The organism is Spirosoma aureum (assembly GCF_011604685.1).
Classification (GTDB): domain Bacteria; phylum Bacteroidota; class Bacteroidia; order Cytophagales; family Spirosomataceae; genus Spirosoma; species Spirosoma aureum.
This window is the reverse complement of sequence record NZ_CP050063.1, coordinates 3,302,914-3,322,190: the sequence shown is the minus strand read 5'-3', so window position 1 is coordinate 3,322,190 and position 19,277 is coordinate 3,302,914. Positions and strand designations below refer to the sequence as shown.

Annotated in this window: 10 protein-coding genes; 5 read left to right on the top strand and 5 right to left on the bottom strand. The window is 48.3% G+C overall.

Translation table 11 applies throughout. From position 1 onward, the window contains the following. The first annotated feature begins 10 nt into the window (after nucleotides 1-10). Nucleotides 11-3,163, top strand: coding sequence for an efflux RND transporter permease subunit (locus tag G8759_RS13130; protein WP_167208625.1), 3,153 nt, complete (start codon nucleotides 11-13; stop codon nucleotides 3,161-3,163). Nucleotides 3,164-3,256: 93 nt separating this feature from the next. Here G8759_RS13130 and G8759_RS13125 read toward each other — a convergent pair whose 3' ends face one another. Next, the gene (locus G8759_RS13125) at nucleotides 3,257-4,879 is read right to left on the bottom strand and encodes a RagB/SusD family nutrient uptake outer membrane protein (RefSeq protein ID WP_167208623.1); all 1,623 of its coding nucleotides are present in this window, start codon (nucleotides 4,877-4,879) and stop codon (nucleotides 3,257-3,259) included. A gap of 36 nt (nucleotides 4,880-4,915) precedes the next feature. Further along, nucleotides 4,916-8,044 carry a SusC/RagA family TonB-linked outer membrane protein gene (locus G8759_RS13120; RefSeq protein ID WP_167208621.1) on the bottom strand — a complete coding sequence of 1,043 codons (3,129 nt, stop codon included), beginning with the start codon at nucleotides 8,042-8,044 and terminating at the stop codon, nucleotides 4,916-4,918. A gap of 663 nt (nucleotides 8,045-8,707) precedes the next feature. On the opposite strand from G8759_RS13120, the gene G8759_RS13115 reads away from it, so the two are divergent. Then, nucleotides 8,708-8,935: a hypothetical protein gene (locus G8759_RS13115; protein WP_167208619.1), complete on the top strand. Its 228-nt coding sequence runs from the start codon at nucleotides 8,708-8,710 to the stop codon at nucleotides 8,933-8,935. 283 nt (nucleotides 8,936-9,218) lie between these two features. Here the strand turns inward: G8759_RS13115 and G8759_RS13110 are convergent, their stop codons facing one another. Further along, the gene (locus tag G8759_RS13110; protein WP_232073998.1) at nucleotides 9,219-9,860 is read right to left on the bottom strand and encodes an IS630 family transposase; all 642 of its coding nucleotides are present in this window, start codon (nucleotides 9,858-9,860) and stop codon (nucleotides 9,219-9,221) included. Nucleotides 9,861-9,880: 20 nt separating this feature from the next. Further along, complete coding sequence (locus G8759_RS13105; RefSeq protein WP_167207802.1) at nucleotides 9,881-10,360, bottom strand: helix-turn-helix domain-containing protein; 480 nt, start codon at nucleotides 10,358-10,360, stop codon at nucleotides 9,881-9,883. Nucleotides 10,361-10,599: 239 nt separating this feature from the next. Here G8759_RS13105 and G8759_RS13100 point away from each other — a divergent pair, with 239 nt between their 5' ends. The 3 genes from G8759_RS13100 to G8759_RS13090 all read left to right on the top strand — a co-directional run bounded on the left by G8759_RS13100 (nucleotide 10,600) and on the right by G8759_RS13090 (nucleotide 18,259). Next, complete coding sequence (locus G8759_RS13100; RefSeq protein WP_232074239.1) at nucleotides 10,600-14,652, top strand: hybrid sensor histidine kinase/response regulator transcription factor; 4,053 nt, start codon at nucleotides 10,600-10,602, stop codon at nucleotides 14,650-14,652. Between the two features lie 158 nt (nucleotides 14,653-14,810). Continuing rightward, nucleotides 14,811-17,801 carry a hypothetical protein gene (locus G8759_RS35870; RefSeq protein WP_232074238.1) on the top strand — a complete coding sequence of 997 codons (2,991 nt, stop codon included), beginning with the start codon at nucleotides 14,811-14,813 and terminating at the stop codon, nucleotides 17,799-17,801. A 254-nt stretch (nucleotides 17,802-18,055) separates the two neighbouring features. Then, a complete protein-coding gene (locus tag G8759_RS13090; protein WP_167208615.1) occupies nucleotides 18,056-18,259 on the top strand; it encodes a hypothetical protein in 204 nt (67 codons plus the stop codon). Nucleotides 18,260-18,360: 101 nt separating this feature from the next. Here the strand turns inward: G8759_RS13090 and G8759_RS13085 are convergent, their stop codons facing one another. Then, complete coding sequence (locus G8759_RS13085) at nucleotides 18,361-19,233, bottom strand: PE-PGRS family protein (RefSeq protein ID WP_167208613.1); 873 nt, start codon at nucleotides 19,231-19,233, stop codon at nucleotides 18,361-18,363. Nucleotides 19,234-19,277 lie beyond the last annotated feature (44 nt).

The following is a 19,277-nucleotide window of genomic DNA, read 5'->3' as shown; positions in this document are numbered from 1 at the left end:
CCCACTCTCTATGAACAGACTCATCAATAACATAGTCGGTTTTTCCCTCAAAAACCGTTTTTTCATCTTCTTCATGACGGCGTCACTGGTCATTGCCGGTGTATTCAGCTACTTAAAAACCCCGCTCGAAGCCTTCCCCGACGTAACGAATACGCAGATTATCGTTGTAACAGAATGGAATGGTCGCTCGGCCGAAGAGGTCGAACGATTCGTGACCGTACCGATTGAAGTCGCCATGAATTCCGTCCAGCGTAAATCCAATGTACGCTCGACCACTATGTTCGGTCTATCGGTGCTGAAAGTGATTTTCGATGATGATGTCGACGATTTTTTTGCCCGTCAGCAGGTCAACAACCTACTTCGCAACGTATCGCTCCCCGATGGTGTCGAACCCGAAATTCAGCCGCCTTACGGGCCAACGGGTGAAATTTTTCGGTATACCCTCGAAAGCAAAGACCGCGATAGCCGCGAGTTGCTGACGCTCCAGAACTGGGTGATCGACCGACAGCTCCGCAGTGTACCGGGCGTGGCCGACGTGGTAGCCTTTGGTGGTCGCGACAAGATGTATGAGCTACGGGTAAACCCCACCCAACTGACCAAATACGACATTACTCCACTTGAAGTCTACCAGGCCGTTACGCGCAGCAACATCAACGTTGGGGGCGATGTGATCGAGCGTAACGGCCAGGCTTATGTTGTACGCGGAGTCGGCCTGCTGACATCCATTCAGGACATTGAGAACATCATTATCGAAGAGATGGGTGGCAACCCTGTTCTGGTCAAAAACGTGGCCGACGTGGCCGAATCGAATTTGCCCCGCGTTGGCCAGGTTGGACTGGATGCCAGCGACGACGTGGTAGAAGGCATCGTGGTTATGCGAAAAGGCGAGAATCCCAGTGATGTACTCGGTCGGGTGAAAGCCAAAATTGAGGATCTAAACACGCGCATTTTACCGTCCGATGTCAAGATGGTCACCTTCTACGACCGCGACAATCTGATCGAATTCTGCACGCATACGGTGTTGCACAATCTTACCGAAGGCATTGTGCTGGTAACGGTTATCGTGTTTTTATTCATGGCCGACTGGCGAACCACGCTGATCGTCTCCATCATTATTCCGCTGGCCCTACTATTTGCCTTTATCTGTCTCCGATTGCGGGGGATGTCGGCGAACCTGCTGTCGATGGGCGCGATCGATTTCGGTATCATTATCGACGGAGCGGTCGTGATGGTCGAGGGGGTATTTGTGTCGCTGGATCACCTGGCCCACCGGGTCGGCATGACTCGCTACAACCGAATGGCCAAACTCGGTCTGATTCGCAAAACGGGTGGCGAGTTAGGCAAGGCAGTTTTTTTTTCCAAGCTCATTATTATTACGGCGCTGCTACCCATTTTCTCCTTCCAGAAAGTAGAAGGCAAAATGTTTTCACCCCTCGCCTGGACACTTGGCTTCGCCTTGCTGGGAGCTTTGTTGTTTACCCTGACACTGGTGCCGGTGCTCTGTTCCATCCTGCTGAAGAAAAATGTACGGGAGAAGAACAATCCTATTGTCAACTTCTTCGAACGAATTGTGATGGGCGCGTTTGGCTGGTGTTATCGTCACCGCCGGATGAGCCTGATTGGGTCTATCTGCTTTATGATAGCCACATTTTTCTCGTCAACAATGCTTGGCACCGAGTTCCTGCCCCAGCTAAACGAGGGCGCGCTTTGGGTGACTGCCGAATTGCCCATGAGCATGTCACTTCCTGAAAGTGTAGCCATGGCCAAAACCATCCGACAAGATCTAAAGTCGTTTCCCGAAGTTAAGCAGGTGCTCTCACAGGTGGGTCGTTCCAACGACGGTACAGACCCGAACGGCTTCTACTTCTGCCAGTTTCAGGTCGATTTACGGCCAAAAGATGAATGGACCGAACGGCTTGCCGGACATAGGCTTACCACCGAGCAGCTCACCGACGAAATGGATTCGAAACTACGCCGTTACGCCGGGGTGCTCTATAACTACTCACAGCCCATCATCGATAACGTAGCCGAAGCAGTGGCCGGTTATAAGGCCAGTAACGGCATAAAGATTTTCGGGCCGGATGTATATGAACTGGAGAAATACGCCAATCAGGCGTTGGCTGCCGTCAAAGACGTTGAGGGCATCAAAGATCTGGGTATTATCCGCAACGTCGGTCAGCCTGAAATGAGTATTCAGTTCCATGATCACAAGATGGCGCTCTATGGTGTATCGACAGCTGATGCTCAGGCAGTGATCGAGATGGCAATCGGTGGAAAAACAGCATCGATTCTGTACGAGGGCGAACGAAAATTCGATATACGGGTGCGGTTTCAGCCCGAATACCGCCAGAGCGACGACGACATTATGCGGCTGATGGTGCCGACAATGAGCGGGGGTAAAATTCCGCTGAAAGAAATTGCCACCATCCGACAGGTAACCGGCCCCGCCTTTATTTACCGTGACCTCAACCAGCGGTTTATTGGTGTAAAATTTTCGGTCCGGGGCCGCGATCTGGGAAGCACCATCGCTGAAGCGCAACAACGTGTTCGCGAAAAACTCCAGCCCGAAAAAGGCTATTCGGTCGAGTGGGTTGGTGAATTCGAGAATCAGGTACGGGCCACCGATCAGTTAACGAAAGTCGTACCGATCAGCATTGCAGCCATTTTCGTGATTCTGTTCATTACGTTCGGCAACGCTAAAGATGCAGGATTGGTCTTACTCAACGTTCCCTTTGCCCTGATCGGTGGTATCCTGGCCTTACATGTAACCAGCATGAATTTCGGCATTTCGGCCGGGGTGGGCTTCATTGCTTTATTCGGCATTTGTGTACAGAATGGTGTCATTCTGATTTCGGTCTTCAACAAAAACCGACAGGCGCGAATGCCGCTCGATCGAGCCATTCGCGAGGGAGTTCAGTCACGTATTCGTCCGGTAGTCATGACCGCACTCATGGCTGCTATTGGCCTTTTCCCGGCCGCTATTTCTACCGGCATCGGCTCTGAAACCCAGAAACCACTGGCCATTGTCGTCATTGGCGGATTAATGACGGCAACGGTGTTGACACTTTTGGTTTTCCCGATTATATACCGATTGTTCTACCGAAATAAAATGGCCGTATCTGCCGATAGCGGCAATAATGTGGAACTGGCAGAAGCCGTATGATGAACGAATTAAACCCGTCCCAGGGCAGGAACGGGTTTAAAGAGGGAGGTTGATAAAAGTGCACCCCGCCTTCAGTTGAGGGCGGGGTTTGCCTTACCAGCCCTTATTCTGCTTTAACGCCGGATTCAGCGCAATCTCATTAATCGGCAAAGGCCAGAGATAATCCTTGTTCGGATCGAACTTACGGAAACTGGCCTCCTGTACGAGTATGTAGTTATCGGACGTTAACTTTACCGACGTCACCGTACCGAACTCAGCCTTAAAGAAGTAGTTACCCAGAACAGGTTTTGGCAATTCGGTTTCAGCAGTCTTCCAGCGCAACAGATCCCAATACCGGAAACCTTCCTGCGCTAATTCGACCCGCCGTTCCCGACGTATCTCATCCCGTATATTCAGGCCGTTGGTCGTAGCAAAAGCGTTGGTCAGTTTTGCTACTCCACCCCGTTGGCGCAAGCGGTTAACCGTCAAGTCGAGATCAGCATCACTGATAGAGCCATTCAATTCATACAATGCTTCAGCATAAGTTACCAATACTTCAGCATAGCGGAGTATTGGCCGGTCAATCGTTGAGGCCTGCGTATTCCAGTCATCAACATTTGCCGTTTTACGGAACATGAATCCCGTTTTGTTGAATACCAGGGGAGCAATATCGAAGATTGGCTTTGTGGTCATCATTGGATCACCCTTCTTCATAAATGTATCGCTCATGCGTGTATCGCGATCCACAAACACATCCGTTGATACCACAGGGGCTTTATAGAGGGGCGACTTGGTAATTGGCAGTCCATCTTTCATTAGGTATGAATCAGCTAAACTTTTGGTCGGATTCATATTACCATTCTCCAGTGAGCCCCGATAATAACTGTGTGTTACAACCCGCTCGGTAAGCGATACGCCATACTGTTTAACGATGACATTTTCGCGATTTTGCCGCCCCTCGCCAGGCATCTGAAACAGATCGAAGTAAGCGCCCGTAAACAGGTCATGCTGTTTGCTGTCAATCACGGCTTTGGCGGCATCAGCAGCTGCTTTGAGGTGCTTGGCGGGCTCACCGTAATTATGGTATTTCGAACGGGTTCCTTCAAACAACGCCACTCGGGCTTTGAAGGCCAGCGCTGCGGTGTTGCTGATACGTCCAAAATCGGCAGTACCTAACACAGTATGCGTGGGTAATTTCTGCGCGGCAAAATCCAGATCCTGATAAATCTGCTCAAAAATGGCTGCTCTTGGACTGGCTGGAGCTGATAATTCTGGTGCGGTTTCATCGAGCGTTTTCAAGATCAATGGTACGTCACCAAAGCGCTGAACCAGATTATAATACCCCCAGGCGCGGAAAAACCGGGCCTCGGCCGTATACCGATCAATGATTGCCTTATCGGTACTGGCAGCAGCCCGTGGTGCTTTCTCAACAATATTGTTGGCTGCCCGAATTAAGTTATAGTTGGTATTATAGTTTCCATCAGTTGCCGGGGCCAGCCTTGACCCATCGCTAATGTTGTTGGAAGCCAGACCAATTGCATCATCCGACCAAACGTCCTCAGTCGACCAGGCCGGTAAAAAGGTGTAGAGGTAATTAGCGGCAGATTTCAGATCGCCTTCCGATCGCCAGTAGGTCTGATCGCTGATGGATGTTTCGGGTAGTCGCTCTACCTCACAGGCTGGTAAACCCGCAAGCATCGTAACGGTAATACCGATGTATTTGATGATCGTTTTCATTGAGATTCTTTGGTTCGTTCTACGAATGACAACCCATTAAAATGAGATATTCAGGCCTAATGAAGCCGTTGCGAAAAACGGATAATCGTTTTCCACGTTATCGCGAGTTTCAGGGTCATAGTAGCCCTGGAAGGCTTTCAAGCCAGATATCGTAAACAGATCCTGACCCGAGAAGAAAAACCGTGCCTGAGCAATGCGGACCTTCTCCGTTAAGGTGCTTGGCAGCGTATAACCAAATTGCAAGTTCTTCATGCGAACGTAGCTAGCGTTTAGTGTCCATTTATCCGATGCCAGGTAGTTGTGCGTAGCGCCAACATAGGGACGAGGGTAAAGCGCGTTCGGATTTTCAGGGGTCCAGTAATCGCTGTGTATGGCCAGAGCCTGCTTCCACGTAACCAGCAATGGTGCGATAGACTCTGTTACTGGACGGTAGTTTCGTTTGCCGACACCTTGCATGAAAATCGTCAGATCGAATCCTTTCCACTGAGCACTCAGCGTAAACCCATATTGATACCGCGGGGTAGTTGTACCCAGTAAAGTCAGATCTCCGTAATCGGCGGCAGAACCTTTCCCAACTGTAATGCGTCCATCGCCATTCTGGTCAATGTATTTTACATCTCCTGCTCCGGAACGGTTATCCTGGAACGCCCAGTTCTTCACTTCATCTGCCGTTTGGAAGTAACCCGCTGTCTGATAACCCCAAATGGTATTGATAGGATAGCCTTCAATCAGGTTGTTGGTACCAGCACCAATAACCGTACGACCCGAATAGCTTAATAGTTTGTTCTGGTTATCAGATAAGTTAGCTGCTACCGAGTACGTAAAATCTTTTCCGATCTGGCCGCGATAACGAATCTCCGTTTCCCAACCCCATGATTTCAGTTCACCATTGTTCTGCCTTGGCGTACCGATGCCTATTGTACCAGGCAACTGCATGGGAGTCAACATATTGCGATTATATTTCACGTAATAATCGCCCGTAAACTGAAGCTTATTCTGGAAAAATCCGAGGTCGATACCAATGTCGCTGGTTTCGATGGTTTCCCAGGACAAGGCCGCCGACGGAATCGACCCCTGGAAGATATACGACGTCCGCGAATCGCCCAGCACTAAGCCAGAACCGCGGCTCAGTTGACTCAGGTAATCGTAGTATCCAATGTTATCGCCCAACGCTCCTCCCAGACGACCCCATGAACCACGGAGCTTGAACTCGGTAAACAGCGGTAGTGCCCGTGCAAACCATTCTTCACGCTGCATATTCCAGCCAGCCGATACCGACGGAAATATTTTTGTACGCAATCCGGTTGCCAGCTTCGAACTTTCATCCTGCCGAATGGTAGCCTCGAACAGGTATTTACCATCGTAGTTATAGTTGACCCGACCGAACAAAGATTGAAAGGCCCTCGCCCCTACGTATTCACTATTGCTCTTGGTTCGATCATCACCGAGGTTAAGCGTCGGCAAATCATTGCTTACCAGATTGCTCGATGTTGTGGATACGCCCTCTTCCCGATAATCCTCCCACTGATAACCGCCCAATACCGTGAAGTTATGCTTATCGCCCAACTTCAGTTCATAGGTTGCCAGGAATTGTAAATTGGTGTTCCGAACCAACTCATTCGTAACCTGGTAAGAGTTTGGATTATTCGCATAACTCAGAATTCGGGATCTTCCCCAAAGTGGTACAGTCCGGTTGAAAATTTCGCGATTTGCAGGTCGGTACTGCACGCCAGCAATGCCCCGTAGTGTCAGGCCTTTTACGAAGTTAGCCGCCTGAAGGGTAGCAACGCCATCGAACTGCCGCTTGTTCTGATCATTATAACCACCCGATTCCAGTAATCCATAAGCGGTAGCGGCTGACCCTGCACCATTATAGCGCCCTTCGGGAGTAAAGAAAGGCGTTCGTGTTCGCAAACGATATACTTGATAAAGTAGCCCTTGCCCATCTACCCCAACCGACGACTGTTGAATGCGTTCCAGCGTATAGGAAAGCCGCGTGTCGAGTGAGATATGTTTGGTTAACTGTGCTCCTAAATTGAGCCGTAAATTATACCTTTTCGCATTATCAGGCCCAACTTTAAATACTCCCTGTTTCTCGTAATAACCCGCCGATAGCAGGAAATTGACCTTATCAGAACCGCCCCGTGCCGTGAAATTATGGGTTTTCATGGCCGTATATTTACGCAACAATTGGTCCGTCAGCGACTGCTGGTTGTAGTACAGATACGTACCCGTGTCTGCCGGATTGACTACATAGGGTATGCCATCACGAATGCGTTGCAGTTCTTCGTCCGTATACTCCGGGGCACTTCCTGAATTTTTGCGAGCCAGATTCGAGAATAGGGCTTCATCCATCAAACTCATTCGGCCGGGAACGTTGATTGCCCAATCCGTACCGTACTGAGCCAAGTAATCGAACGTTACTTTACCGGCCTTGCCTTTTTTCGTAGTGATTAATACGACGCCACCGGCTGCCTGCGCGCCATAAATAGCGGCCGCGGCCGCATCTTTCAAGACACTGATACTTTCGATGTCGTTTGGATTGAGCGTTGTCATCGTTGCGATAGGAACGCTTACCCCATCGAGCATAACCAGTGGATCAACGTTACCGTTGGCCGACGTCACACCCCGTATCTGAAGTCGAATACCCTGGCTACCCGGCTGACCACTTTGGCGGGTAATGGTTAACCCAGGCGTAACGCCCTGTAATGCATTGGCTAACGTTGCAGTCGGTCGGTACTGGAGCGCTTTCGAATCAACCGTCGAAACGGCACCAGTCAGATTTACTTTCTTCTGGGTACCATAACCCACAACGATAACTTCATCCAATGCCTTATCGTCGCTTTGCAACTGAACATCAATAGAAGTACGATTGCCGACGGTAATTTCCTGCCGTAGGTATCCAACAAAACTGACAATTAGGACTGATTTTTCATTGGATACGGTTAGTTTAAATTGCCCACTGCCATCGCTTGTGGTTCCGCGTGTTGTTCCTTTCAGAACGATACTGACACCAGGCAGGGGGTCACCTTTTTCGTCGGTGATTTTACCCGAAACGGGTATGTCGGCAGTTCCCGCAAATGCGTTGAATCCGACAACGAGTTGAAACAAAAATAGCCAAGCTATACTTGTCCTAAATTTCAAATAGAATAATCGTTTTTTCATTGGATTCATAAAAGTTAAATGGTAAAAATTCCGGAAAAGAAAGTAGCGAGAGGACTGGTTATCCCCTTTTTGCGGATTGAATATTAGTTCTGGTCCATTGAGCCATTACCCTGTATTCGAAAGAATTTACAAAGTACTGTTTATAGAAAAAATACAAAATGAGAAATAATACGGATGGTTTCTAAGTATTAAAACGTGAGAGATCAGGGGAGTTTACTCATGTGTTTTCCCCATGCAGGCCTATAAATACTATGTTTTATTTTATATTTTATAGAAATAGTATAATTATAATTTATGCAAACGTTTGCGGGAACGTTTGCATAAATTATAATTCCATTAAATAGTTTATCTTTTTTTTGATATATCAATAAAAAATGCCTCACGACTGAGCTAAATCAGACTCAACTATAGCATGTAACCAGTAATCCATGATCTCAGAAAATTTATATTCTGGTCAACTTACCATGAACGTGTCAAAAGAGGAAAGCTACTGTTTAACCTATTCAGGAATTATATAATTCTTACCAATTCGCTCGTTAAAAAAACAACTGCCTTCAGTACGGCGTTTATTCTTCACGCCCTATTAACACAAAGAGTATCAATCGGTTGGTAGAAACCGGTTTCTGGACGCGCCGTTGCTACTAACTAATGAACCAGCTAATTATGAGACGTATACAACTAATTCTGCTCGCCACTATTGGGTTGATGGCATGCGAAGGGGGAGTTTTCAAAAAGAAAAACTGTAAAACCTGTGAAACCCTGACGTATAGTGCCCAGACTACACAGCCTAGCCGTATCGAAAAAAGCGTCTGCGGAGACGATGTAGAGCCTTATATTATTTCCAATACTATTACGAGCAGCAGCCTGACCGTTGTCACAACCTGTAAATAAAGAGCCAGGATACGACCAACAGACGTTATCCGGGTCAGTAACTACAACAAAAACGCTCGGCGCAAAATGTCCGGGCGTTTTTTGGTTACATTCCAACCTTATTACATACTTATAAAGTCAAAACATAAACCAATTTACTACATCTGTATCATAAAAATTACTTACCCCAAATACATGCTAATTAGCTGCTTCACAGGGGATGAATATCCGACCCGATCAATTTGCTCAGCACATTTTTACGTCTGTCAATTTACCCTAGTACTCATCCAATTTAATCCTTACATCAATCTACCTTATTAGCTGGATTGACTTGCTCATACCACCGATTGAGTTTATCCTCAGCCGTAGCTGGGGTAAAACTCCAATGCACCTTAACGGCACGTTGATTGCGCTCACTGACCCAAAAGCTGACCTGCCGCTCCAATTCCTCCAGACTGCCAATGCGCCGATTCAAGCACTGGCGGGCCAATGCCGAAAATTCGATCTCCGCTGCGTTCAGCCAAGAGCCATGCTTAGGGGTATAATGAAACACCAATTTGCGACTCAATAATCGGGCTTGGGCTAGCGGTAAATGCTCATAAAAGGAACCATATTTATGGGTATTCAAATTGTCCTGCACCAAATCAATGTATTCAACATCAGCATAGTAAGTTGTCACTATCTGATGCATGAACTCTGCATAATCGGCCTTTGTGCGCTGCTTGCGCACTTGAGTGTAGCGTTGACCTGTGTCCGTATCATAAGCTAATAATACCACACACGTTCCTTTTCTGACATACTCATTATCCTCTTTAGCGGATTTTCCCGGCTGAATGGGTCGGGCTGCTATCACCTCATCCAATAATTGACACGGTCGTTCATCAAAGCATAACCGCGCTCGGCCTGGTGGAGTTAGCTGGTTATAAACGGCCAAAACGTTCTCCATTTTGGCCAAGTATTCACCATCTACTTGCCCGATGCACCGCCCGGCGGCCCGGCATTGCTTTTTGAGCCATGGCTTGAGCTTACTTTTTTTAGGGCTAAACGTACCGACTCGTCATCAATGTGGATCTCGAGTTTGACTAAGCGTTCATTAATCAGACTTGCTGTCCAGCGAGTACGCCCATCAGGAGCCTCACTACAGGCGATTTGAGTGATATGAGCCTCCACTTGGGGGGTCACTTTGCGGGGTTGGCCGGGTCGGGCTTTCTCACCAATGGCTCTTTGCAAACCCTCTTGCTGAAAGCGTTTACGCAAGTTGAAGACCGTGGCCAGACTGATACCCAACGATTGGCTAATCTGTAGTGGGTGTTGCCCCTGATGGGAAAACTGCAAGGCTCTGGCTCGGGTCAACTTACGGGCAGCGTCTTTCCCTTTACGAACGAGTTGGTCAAGCGTTGTGAGATCGGCTTCCGACAGCACAAACGGTTTAGCGATTTGGCCCATGTCGGAAAGGTAGCTATTTTTATCTAACCATTAAATTGGAAGAGTACTAGCCATTAACAACAATAAAGGCCCTATTACACAAAAATCATTGCAGCAGTTAAGTAATTTCCTTTACTTAGGCAGCGCTTTCAGCTTGTCGATTGCCATTTGCGGCAAATAAGAAAGTTTTTCTGTGCATAGTTTAGTGTCTTTATTCTGTTGCCAATTCTATGGGGCGCCTATACTTGCTTTTGATCCTGATGATTCCCGTACTTCCGGAATTCGCTCAGACAACCCGTTCTGGAAAGATCAGTACAACGCAGGTGAATGAACAATCAATAAACAAGCACTTCGAACATTTATCCATAAAAGACGGGCTTTCCAATAATTCAGTCAACTGCATTCTTCAGGATCGCGAAGGATTCATGTGGTTTGGCACAAACGACGGACTAAACAAATATGATGGTTACACTTTCACCAGTTTACAACCCAACCCGAATGACCGCGCCCATAGCTTTCAAAACAACTTTATTTCGGGGTTGTGTGAAGACCATACCAACCGGTTATGGGCAGTAACTGAAGGTGGCTTACATGAGATAAATAAGCAGACAGGGCGCGTTACTCCGCACCCGATTCAGGCCAGCAATGCCAACCGATGGAATTACCAGCATTCTGTTTATGAAGACTCCCGGCATAAGCTATGGTTAAGCACCTTAGGTGGATTAGCCCGCTACGAACCTGACATTCATCGTTTCACGCTGTATCCCCTGCCCCATCCCCAGGCAACGATTAAAACCGTATTTGAAGATCCTCAGCACCGATTCTGGGTGGCAACCTGGCGGGGTTTGTATCTATTTGACCGGGCAACAGGGCATTATACACTCATACCCGCCCACCTCCCTCCCGGCGAGCAGGAACCCACATTTATTGCCTTTTATCTCGACTCGCAACAGGTGCTTTGGCTCGGTACGGCAACAGCTGGCTATGGATTGTTTCGGCTTGATCTGCGTCAGCAACCTCTTCGGCCAGAGCCCTACAATCCAGATGGGCAAATCAACCCATTCATGTATTTGAACTCAATTCATGGCGATGAGAAGGGGCATATCTGGGTGGGCACAACAAACGGTTTACATCGGGTTGATCCGGCCCGACAGCAGGTTTTTACATACCGGCCCGACCCCAACGATTCGAAGGGTATCAGTAGCAATAGTGCTCAGTCACTTTACCATGATCGGGCCGGTACGCTCTGGGTAGGAACCGATAATGGCATCGATCGACAGGCTATTGTCAATAAGCCATTTATAACCTATCAGGTAAGGCCAAATAAGGGTACGGCAAACTTACCGGAAAACAAAGTCGTTGCGTTGTTGCCCGATCATAACGGACATCTCTGGATCAGCAATGGGTATAGTGTTTATCGGACTGAACCACCCACAAATCGTCCACAGATAATCCCCCCTCAGCAACTGGCGTCCAGTATTACTAGCCAGAAGAAGAATTATATACAGGCCCTTCAACCCGACGGTACGGAGGGCGTCTGGCTCGGAACCTGGGAGGGGTTGTTTTATTTTGATCAGGCTTCGGGCACCTATACCGGCTATCCGTCTGAAATACCAGCTGTTTTTATCAGTCGTGCACCAACGGGAGATCTCTGGATCGGGGGCGACGTCGAGCCAACGTCCGGAATCGCTTCCTTTAATCCCCGTACCCATCGGTATCGTTATTATAAATACAAACCCAATGATCCGAATGGATTGCCCGACAAGTATATATATGGCCTGCTGGCCAGCCGGACAGGTGATATATGGGTTCTGGCAAGGCGGCAGGGTATCTGTCGGATGGACCCACGAACGGGTCGATTCACACGCTATACAGCAGGCCCTAAAGGTCACCTGAACAGCAATGATGTGCAGACCATTTACGAAGATAAACAAGGAATTATCTGGGTCGGAACGCAGTTGGGTGGCTTGAATCGATTTGATCCACGAACTAAATTATTCTCCGCCATCACAACTAATGATGGTCTGCCCAGTAACAATGTGGTGGGTATTACCAACGATAATGCCGGTAACATATGGCTAAGCACCGATAAGGGGCTTTGTCGATACTCGCCCCGCACCAGAGCGGTTCGTAACTACGGTACGGATAACGGCCTGCCCAGCAATGATTTTTTGCGCAATGCGATCTTTCGTGATAGGAACCAACTTTATTTCGGAAGTCTGAACGGCGTTGTTCATTTCAATCCCGATAGCATCCGCGATGATACCAGACCCTTTCCGGTCTACATTACGGCCCTTAACGTAATGGATCAGCCCCGGCCTCTCACCAGCAATCTGATCACCCTAAACCACGATGAAAACTTCCTGTCCTTCGGCTTTGCGGCATTGACCTACACGCAGCCTGAACATAATCAGTATGCTTATGAGCTCATAGGCGTAGACAAAAACTGGGTCCAGAATGGTAATCGTCATTTTGCAAACTACACAAATCTATCGCCGGGCACCTATACCTTCCGAGTCAAGGCGGCTAATAGCGATGGAATCTGGAACGAGAAAGGAGCCTCTATCCGTCTCATTATTCATCCACCCTGGTGGGCAACCTGGTGGGCATACAGCTTTTATGCGTTGCTGACCATTGGAGCCATTTGGGGATATATCCGGTTTTATACCAATCGGATCAGGCAACAACAGCTCATGGAACTCAATCGCCGGGAAGCCGAACAGCTTAAGGCCGTCGATGAGCTAAAAACCCGCTTCTTTTCCAACATAACCCATGAATTCCGGACGCCATTATCATTGATTATGTCGCCGGTTGAAAAACTCCTGCAGGAAAGCCGGTTCGACGGCCCAACCCGTCAGACGTTAGGGTTAGTTAAACGCAATGCCGATCAGCTCCTTCGCCTGATCAACCAGTTACTGGATCTCTCTAAACTGGAAGCACACCATATGGCGATTTCACTGATGCGGGGCGAGATAACCGAATTTGTCCATAACCTGGTTGAGTCGTTCCAACAATTGGCAGAGCAGAAAGGAATAACGCTGACGTATACTGCCGATGGTTTCACGCAGGAACACTTGTTCGACGCCGACAAGTGGGAAAAAATTCTGACAAATCTCTTATCGAATGCGATGAAATTTACGGGTAAGGGTGGGCATGTAACGGTTACGCTCAAACCAAACCTTGCTGCTGTAGAAGACGACATTTCGAGTATAAGTATTCGCATCGCGGATTCGGGCATTGGGGTTTCCCCCGAAAATCTTCCCCATATTTTTGATCGGTTCTACCAGGTCGATAACTCACAAACACGCGCGTATGAAGGTACGGGTATCGGGCTGGCTCTTGTCAAGGAACTTGTCGATCTGATAGGGGGAACAATCAGCGCAGACAGTCAGCCAGGCGCTGGTACTACGTTTATGCTGACCTTGCCGGTTCAGCCTGCCGCGGCCACTGCCGAAGTGCCAATGGTTGTTTTACCCGTCAAAGAACCTATTGCAATGGATCAGCTTCCGGTGGCCGTCGACTTGCCCGGTAATCTGCCGGTTGATGATCAAACACCGCTGCTACTGATTGTGGAAGACAATGCCGAGTTAAGTGAGTTTCTGGCTAGTGAACTGGCGGCTACTTACCGAATTCTGCGGGCCTTCGATGGTGAAGAGGGTTGGCAACTGACGCAGGCTGAACTGCCGGACATCGTTATTTCAGACGTGATGATGCCCCGAAAAGATGGCTATGAGCTAACCCATCTCATCAAAAACCACCCCGATACTGACCATATTGCCGTCGTTATCCTGTCGGCCAAAGCAGCTCACAGCAGCCGCATCGAGGGTTTACAGGAAGGGGCCGACGACTACCTGTCGAAGCCATTTCATTTTGACGAATTGCACCTACGCCTGCGTAATCTGATTTCCCGTCAGCAGAAACTACGTGATCAGTATCGGCAACAGTTTTCTCAGCCCGACACGCCCAGTCCCATCAACATAGTGGAAGATGCCTTTCTGCGCCGGGTCTATGAACTCCTCGAAAACCACCTCAGCGATCCTTTGCTGAATGTCGATTGGCTGGCCGATCAGTTAGCCATGAGCCGCAAAACGCTCTATCGAAAAATCCATAGTCTCGTCCAATTGAATCCTCACGAATTGATTCGTCAGTATCGATTGCGCAAAGCGGCCGATCTGTTACGCGCTGGTCACAATGCTTCGCAGACGGCTTATCTGGCGGGTTTCAAAACACCATCCTATTTCACGATGGTGTTTAAAGAATTTTATCAGAAAACCCCCACAGAATTTGTAGCAAACGGCCTTAGCAAAGCCTAGTCGATGATTTTCTATAAACTCTGAGACTTTTACTATCAATTGGGGGACAATATATTCTTCGGTCAATTATCTGTTATACGAACGTTATACATTCGAAGCCTGGCCAGATTAGCCGGGCTTTTTTTACGTACAACAAACACCCTTAATTTTTTACAGACATGAAAAAAATTTATACTCTTTTGGTCACAGGCGTTTTGCTGACCCTGCTCAGTTTGGGGCTGGTTAGCAGTCCCGTGGCCTGGGCGCAATCGATTCCTGATGCCCAATGGGCACGTCTCGGATTAACGCTGTCAGTAACAACAGACGGCAATATTGTAACGTCGGATGCTACTCCCCATGTCGTAAAATACGATTTGCAGGGCAACAAAATCTTTGAAACGGGCTGGCTGGCTGGCACCTCCTTTTTGGCAGGCAAATTACCGATTAACTGCCCTTGCGTTGGTGGCTATGCTTACATTGCTGGTATTGGACTGACAGCTCCCACTACAGACGGGGGTATAGTACTGGAGGGGTCAGAGTATGGTTCGTCCTTCCCTATATTTACCAGTGTCGATGCTAGTGGCCAGCAGGGCGGAAGAAACAACAATCCGGCAAACGACGATCTGATTGGTACGCCAGACGGCGGAGCATTACTACTCAATAACAGTCAAAATCTGGACGGTACGAAGGTGTTGACTGTTCAAAAAGTGGGAGCCTGGACAAAACAGCTTGCTTACCCAGACCCTAATCTTCCTACCCCCAATAATAGCCTGACTAAAGGAGAAGCCGTCATCAATACACCCGATGGAGGTTTTCTGGTCGTTGGCTATTATAGCAGTGTGGGCACCGATAGGGATTTTAATAACCTTTCCTCGATAGGTACATATGGCTGGGTTGCCAAACTTGATGGGAACGGGAATGTAGCCTGGCAAAAGTTACTGGATCATTTGCCCATGGCAGGTGGCTACAACGGCATCGCTCCGGGATCACTGCTCGAGCTTCTTGTGGTCACTGACGTAACGTTTGCCGCCGATGGTAACGGGTATGCACTGGCCGGCATCGGCATCCCCCCTAGCTCACCGGTAGCAGGCCCCTCCCAATCAGCCATCCTTGAACTGGACTGGAACGGCAATTTTAAACGAGCCAGATCGCTCGGTCTACCCCCGTCAAAAACGTTTATTACTCCCTATACCGACCCAGATGGTACGAAATACTACGCAGTGGGCAACACATCGAAGGAAAACGGAGCCGACCCCCGAATTCTAAAAGTTAGTACAGCTGCCCTTCCCCTGAACGATCCTAACTTATTGAAAGTTGTTGCCCAACGAACGTTCGATGGGCCATCTGATGGCTTTTTGACAGATATCGGAACGGCAGGCGATGGCAGTATTGTTTTCGTTACTACCGCCATTCAATTAGTTAAACTTAATGCAGAAACCGCCCCTCCCCAACCGATTAGTAACTTTACCTTGCTTGCCCCTACCTACAACTGCCAAACAGGGGCTATAACTTTTAACACGAGTGGAGGAAACGGCACACCCATTATCTATTCGGCGCCGGGTATCACCCGCGCATCGGCTACCGATAATTTTGGCGTCGTTGAGCAGGGCTTGCGAAACGACCCCAAAGTAATTCAGATAACAGCTACTCAGAGTGGAGTGAGTGTAGTTTATAATTTTGATCTGAAAGCGGCCTGTAGCAATCCCAATCCCTCAACCCCACAGCCGCCCATACTGAACCAGCCTATTCCCGACCAGTTTCTGACGATAGGGCAATCTGTTCCGGGATCGGGCTTTCCAGTCGGTTCGTACTTCACCGACCCAACGGTCAATGTACCAAACTACATGTCTAACTGGGCCTTCAACATCACGGGTTTACCAGACGGGCTTTATGCCTTCTACCGCCCGAATGATCTGCAATTCACACCGGCCATCGTTATTTTAGGAGCCCCAACTACTATTGGTGTTTTTACGGTGACGGTTACGGCCAGTACCGGTGCCTTTCGGAGCAACCCAGTAACCACTACATTTAAGATAACTGTTTCGAATACATCGCAGCCCGGTGGCGGTACCTTAACGCTGCTTAAACCGACCTACAACTGCCAGACAGGAGCCATTCACTTCAATACGAGCGGTGGTGACAGCTCTCCGATTGAGTTTCAGGCACCAGGAATTACTTCCTGGACGACCAATCCCGACCATATTCTGGATCAGTGTGCTCGCTCCTGTGCCGATACGCCACCATTTATGATCTCAGCCCGTCAAAATGGTCAGGTCGTTACCTACTCATGGTCAAGACAAGACCACTGCGCTAACCCGTCTAATCCCGTCTCGGTGCGCACCATACCCGACCAAACGGTGGCTGTTGGGCAGGGCGTTTATTTCCCGATCGGCACTTATTTCTCCTCATCCCTGACCACAAGCTGGGGTGTTAATGCATCAGGTTTGCCGCCAGGAGTGTCTACTTTTTTCAGACAGGAGGGTAGCGGAAGCACGATTCCTACCTGGGTTCTGGTCGGTACAGCCACTACGGCGGGTGTTTACATTGTAACGGCTTCAGCCAGTGCTAATGGTGGATCAGCGTCGACTACCTTTAAATTCACTGTTACAGGTGATAATAATCCGCCTAACCCACCTACAGGCCCGCTCACCTTACTGGCCCCTACCTATGATTGCGGAACGGGAGCTTTCCATTTCAACACAAGTGGTGGTGATAGCTCTCCGATTGAGTTTCAGGCAATTGGTATAACGGGCTGGACAACCAATCCGGATCAATTTGTGGACAAGGATAGTCGTACCGCCAATGATGTTCAGCCGTTTACGCTGATGGCTCGTCAGAATGGCCAGGTGGTAACTTATGTGTGGAACCTGAAAGCAGCCTGTGGTCGGGCACGCTTAAGTGCAGAAGAGCCGACGGCAGCATTGCAGGTACGGGCACTTGGTAATCCAATAGAAGGCAAATCGGCAGAAATTGAAATTAGTGGTGCATCTGGCCAGGCAGTTCAGTTAGATTTGATTGACATTCAGGGCCATATGCTCCATCAACACCACATCGATCAGGCAGGTCTACTTGAACGGGTCAGCGTACCGATAGGCAATGGCAAAGGATTGCTGTTGCTGAATGTAAGTACATCGTCACAGCGTCAGCAAGTGAAGTTGCTAAAACCCTAGTTGATTATATCCACACCTATAGAGTACACAAACACGCCCGAACCTGACTGGCTTGGGCGTATTTGTGTACGAAAGAAATTCTTAATTCTTTAGAAAATGCTGATGATATGAACAACAAACCAGCAAAACCAAATCTGTCCTCGAAGAATAATGATGGCTTTATTAATGTATAATTAATTGACTTAGCGGGTTACTTTCCATGTATGTCTGAATTAATGTCGACAATCTGATTCGCCATTCAAATACGGATTACCATGAAAAAACAACTTAAGTCAGCCCTCTTTTTTGCAGCAGTTATTACCATGACCACAGCCTGCCAGTCGAAGAAAACCGAAACAGATCAGGCTCAGTCGGATACGACCACCGTGATCGAAAACGATACATTGATTAGCGATGATACCACATTGGTGGTAAGCGACACAACCAAGCTTGTTGAACCCGATTCAACCAGGAAATAACAAGCCATTTCATTTTTTATACAGCAAGCGGTCGACTCAGGTAGAGTCGACCGCTTGCTGTATATGCCTTCGAAACTTCCCGCAGCAATTAACTTTCTGATTTACAGCTTTTTGTAATAATATAAATTTACGGATGCGGCTGAGGTTTTCTGGCTAAGGGAAAAATAGCCTTTCCCATCTTTATCAAAGCAGATCGCTTCACCTTTAGGCTCCGATGACAAAGGCGCTGGCCGACTAATGGTGTTTTGTAAAACGTCGGCAACACTCTGATTGGGTTTGCGCTTCCAGTAGTAAACCTGAGTATAGGTTCGTACCAGGATCTCGCTCCCATCAGGCGATATGGTAGCTCCTGTCACGGGGGAAACGATCGGTAACTCGCCAAACGCTTCGGCCACAGTTATTGCATTGATATTTTGCGGGTATGGTAATCGATATAAATGGACGTTGGGATTGCGATTGGCAACGATGTAAATATCTTTGGTCAGGGGATCAACAAACATTGCTCTGGCATCCTGTAGCCGATCGGGGTACTGGAAATTAATACGCTCAATCTGCGTGATGGCTGTTCTTAACGTTGGCGGCTCAGGTAATCGGTAAATCTGAGAGATACTGTTCTGTACGTTTATATCGCCGATATCGCCAATATACAGATAATTCGTTCCTTCAGTCGGCCCAGGCCCAATGGCTAAATCCTCCCAATCCCGATTCGTAAATCTTGGCACACTGATACTCCCTTTTATAGTGCCATCCTGTCCCAACATTGTCAGTACCAGCGGAGTACCTCCTTCCTGAATAGCCCAAAGGTTACCGGGCTGACTACGACTATCGGCCAACCCAGTCACTTTATCAATTAATCCACTCGGTACCGAAGCCGCCGTTGGTTCTGGAGTGAATTGCGTTTTATCCGTATCAGGAATTTCAAGTTTGCAGGAAGCTGTTACAAGTAAAATACTTAGTATAATAACGAGACGCATAGACTTAGTTAACTGATTTCATCATCTACTTTCTTAGCTGTAGC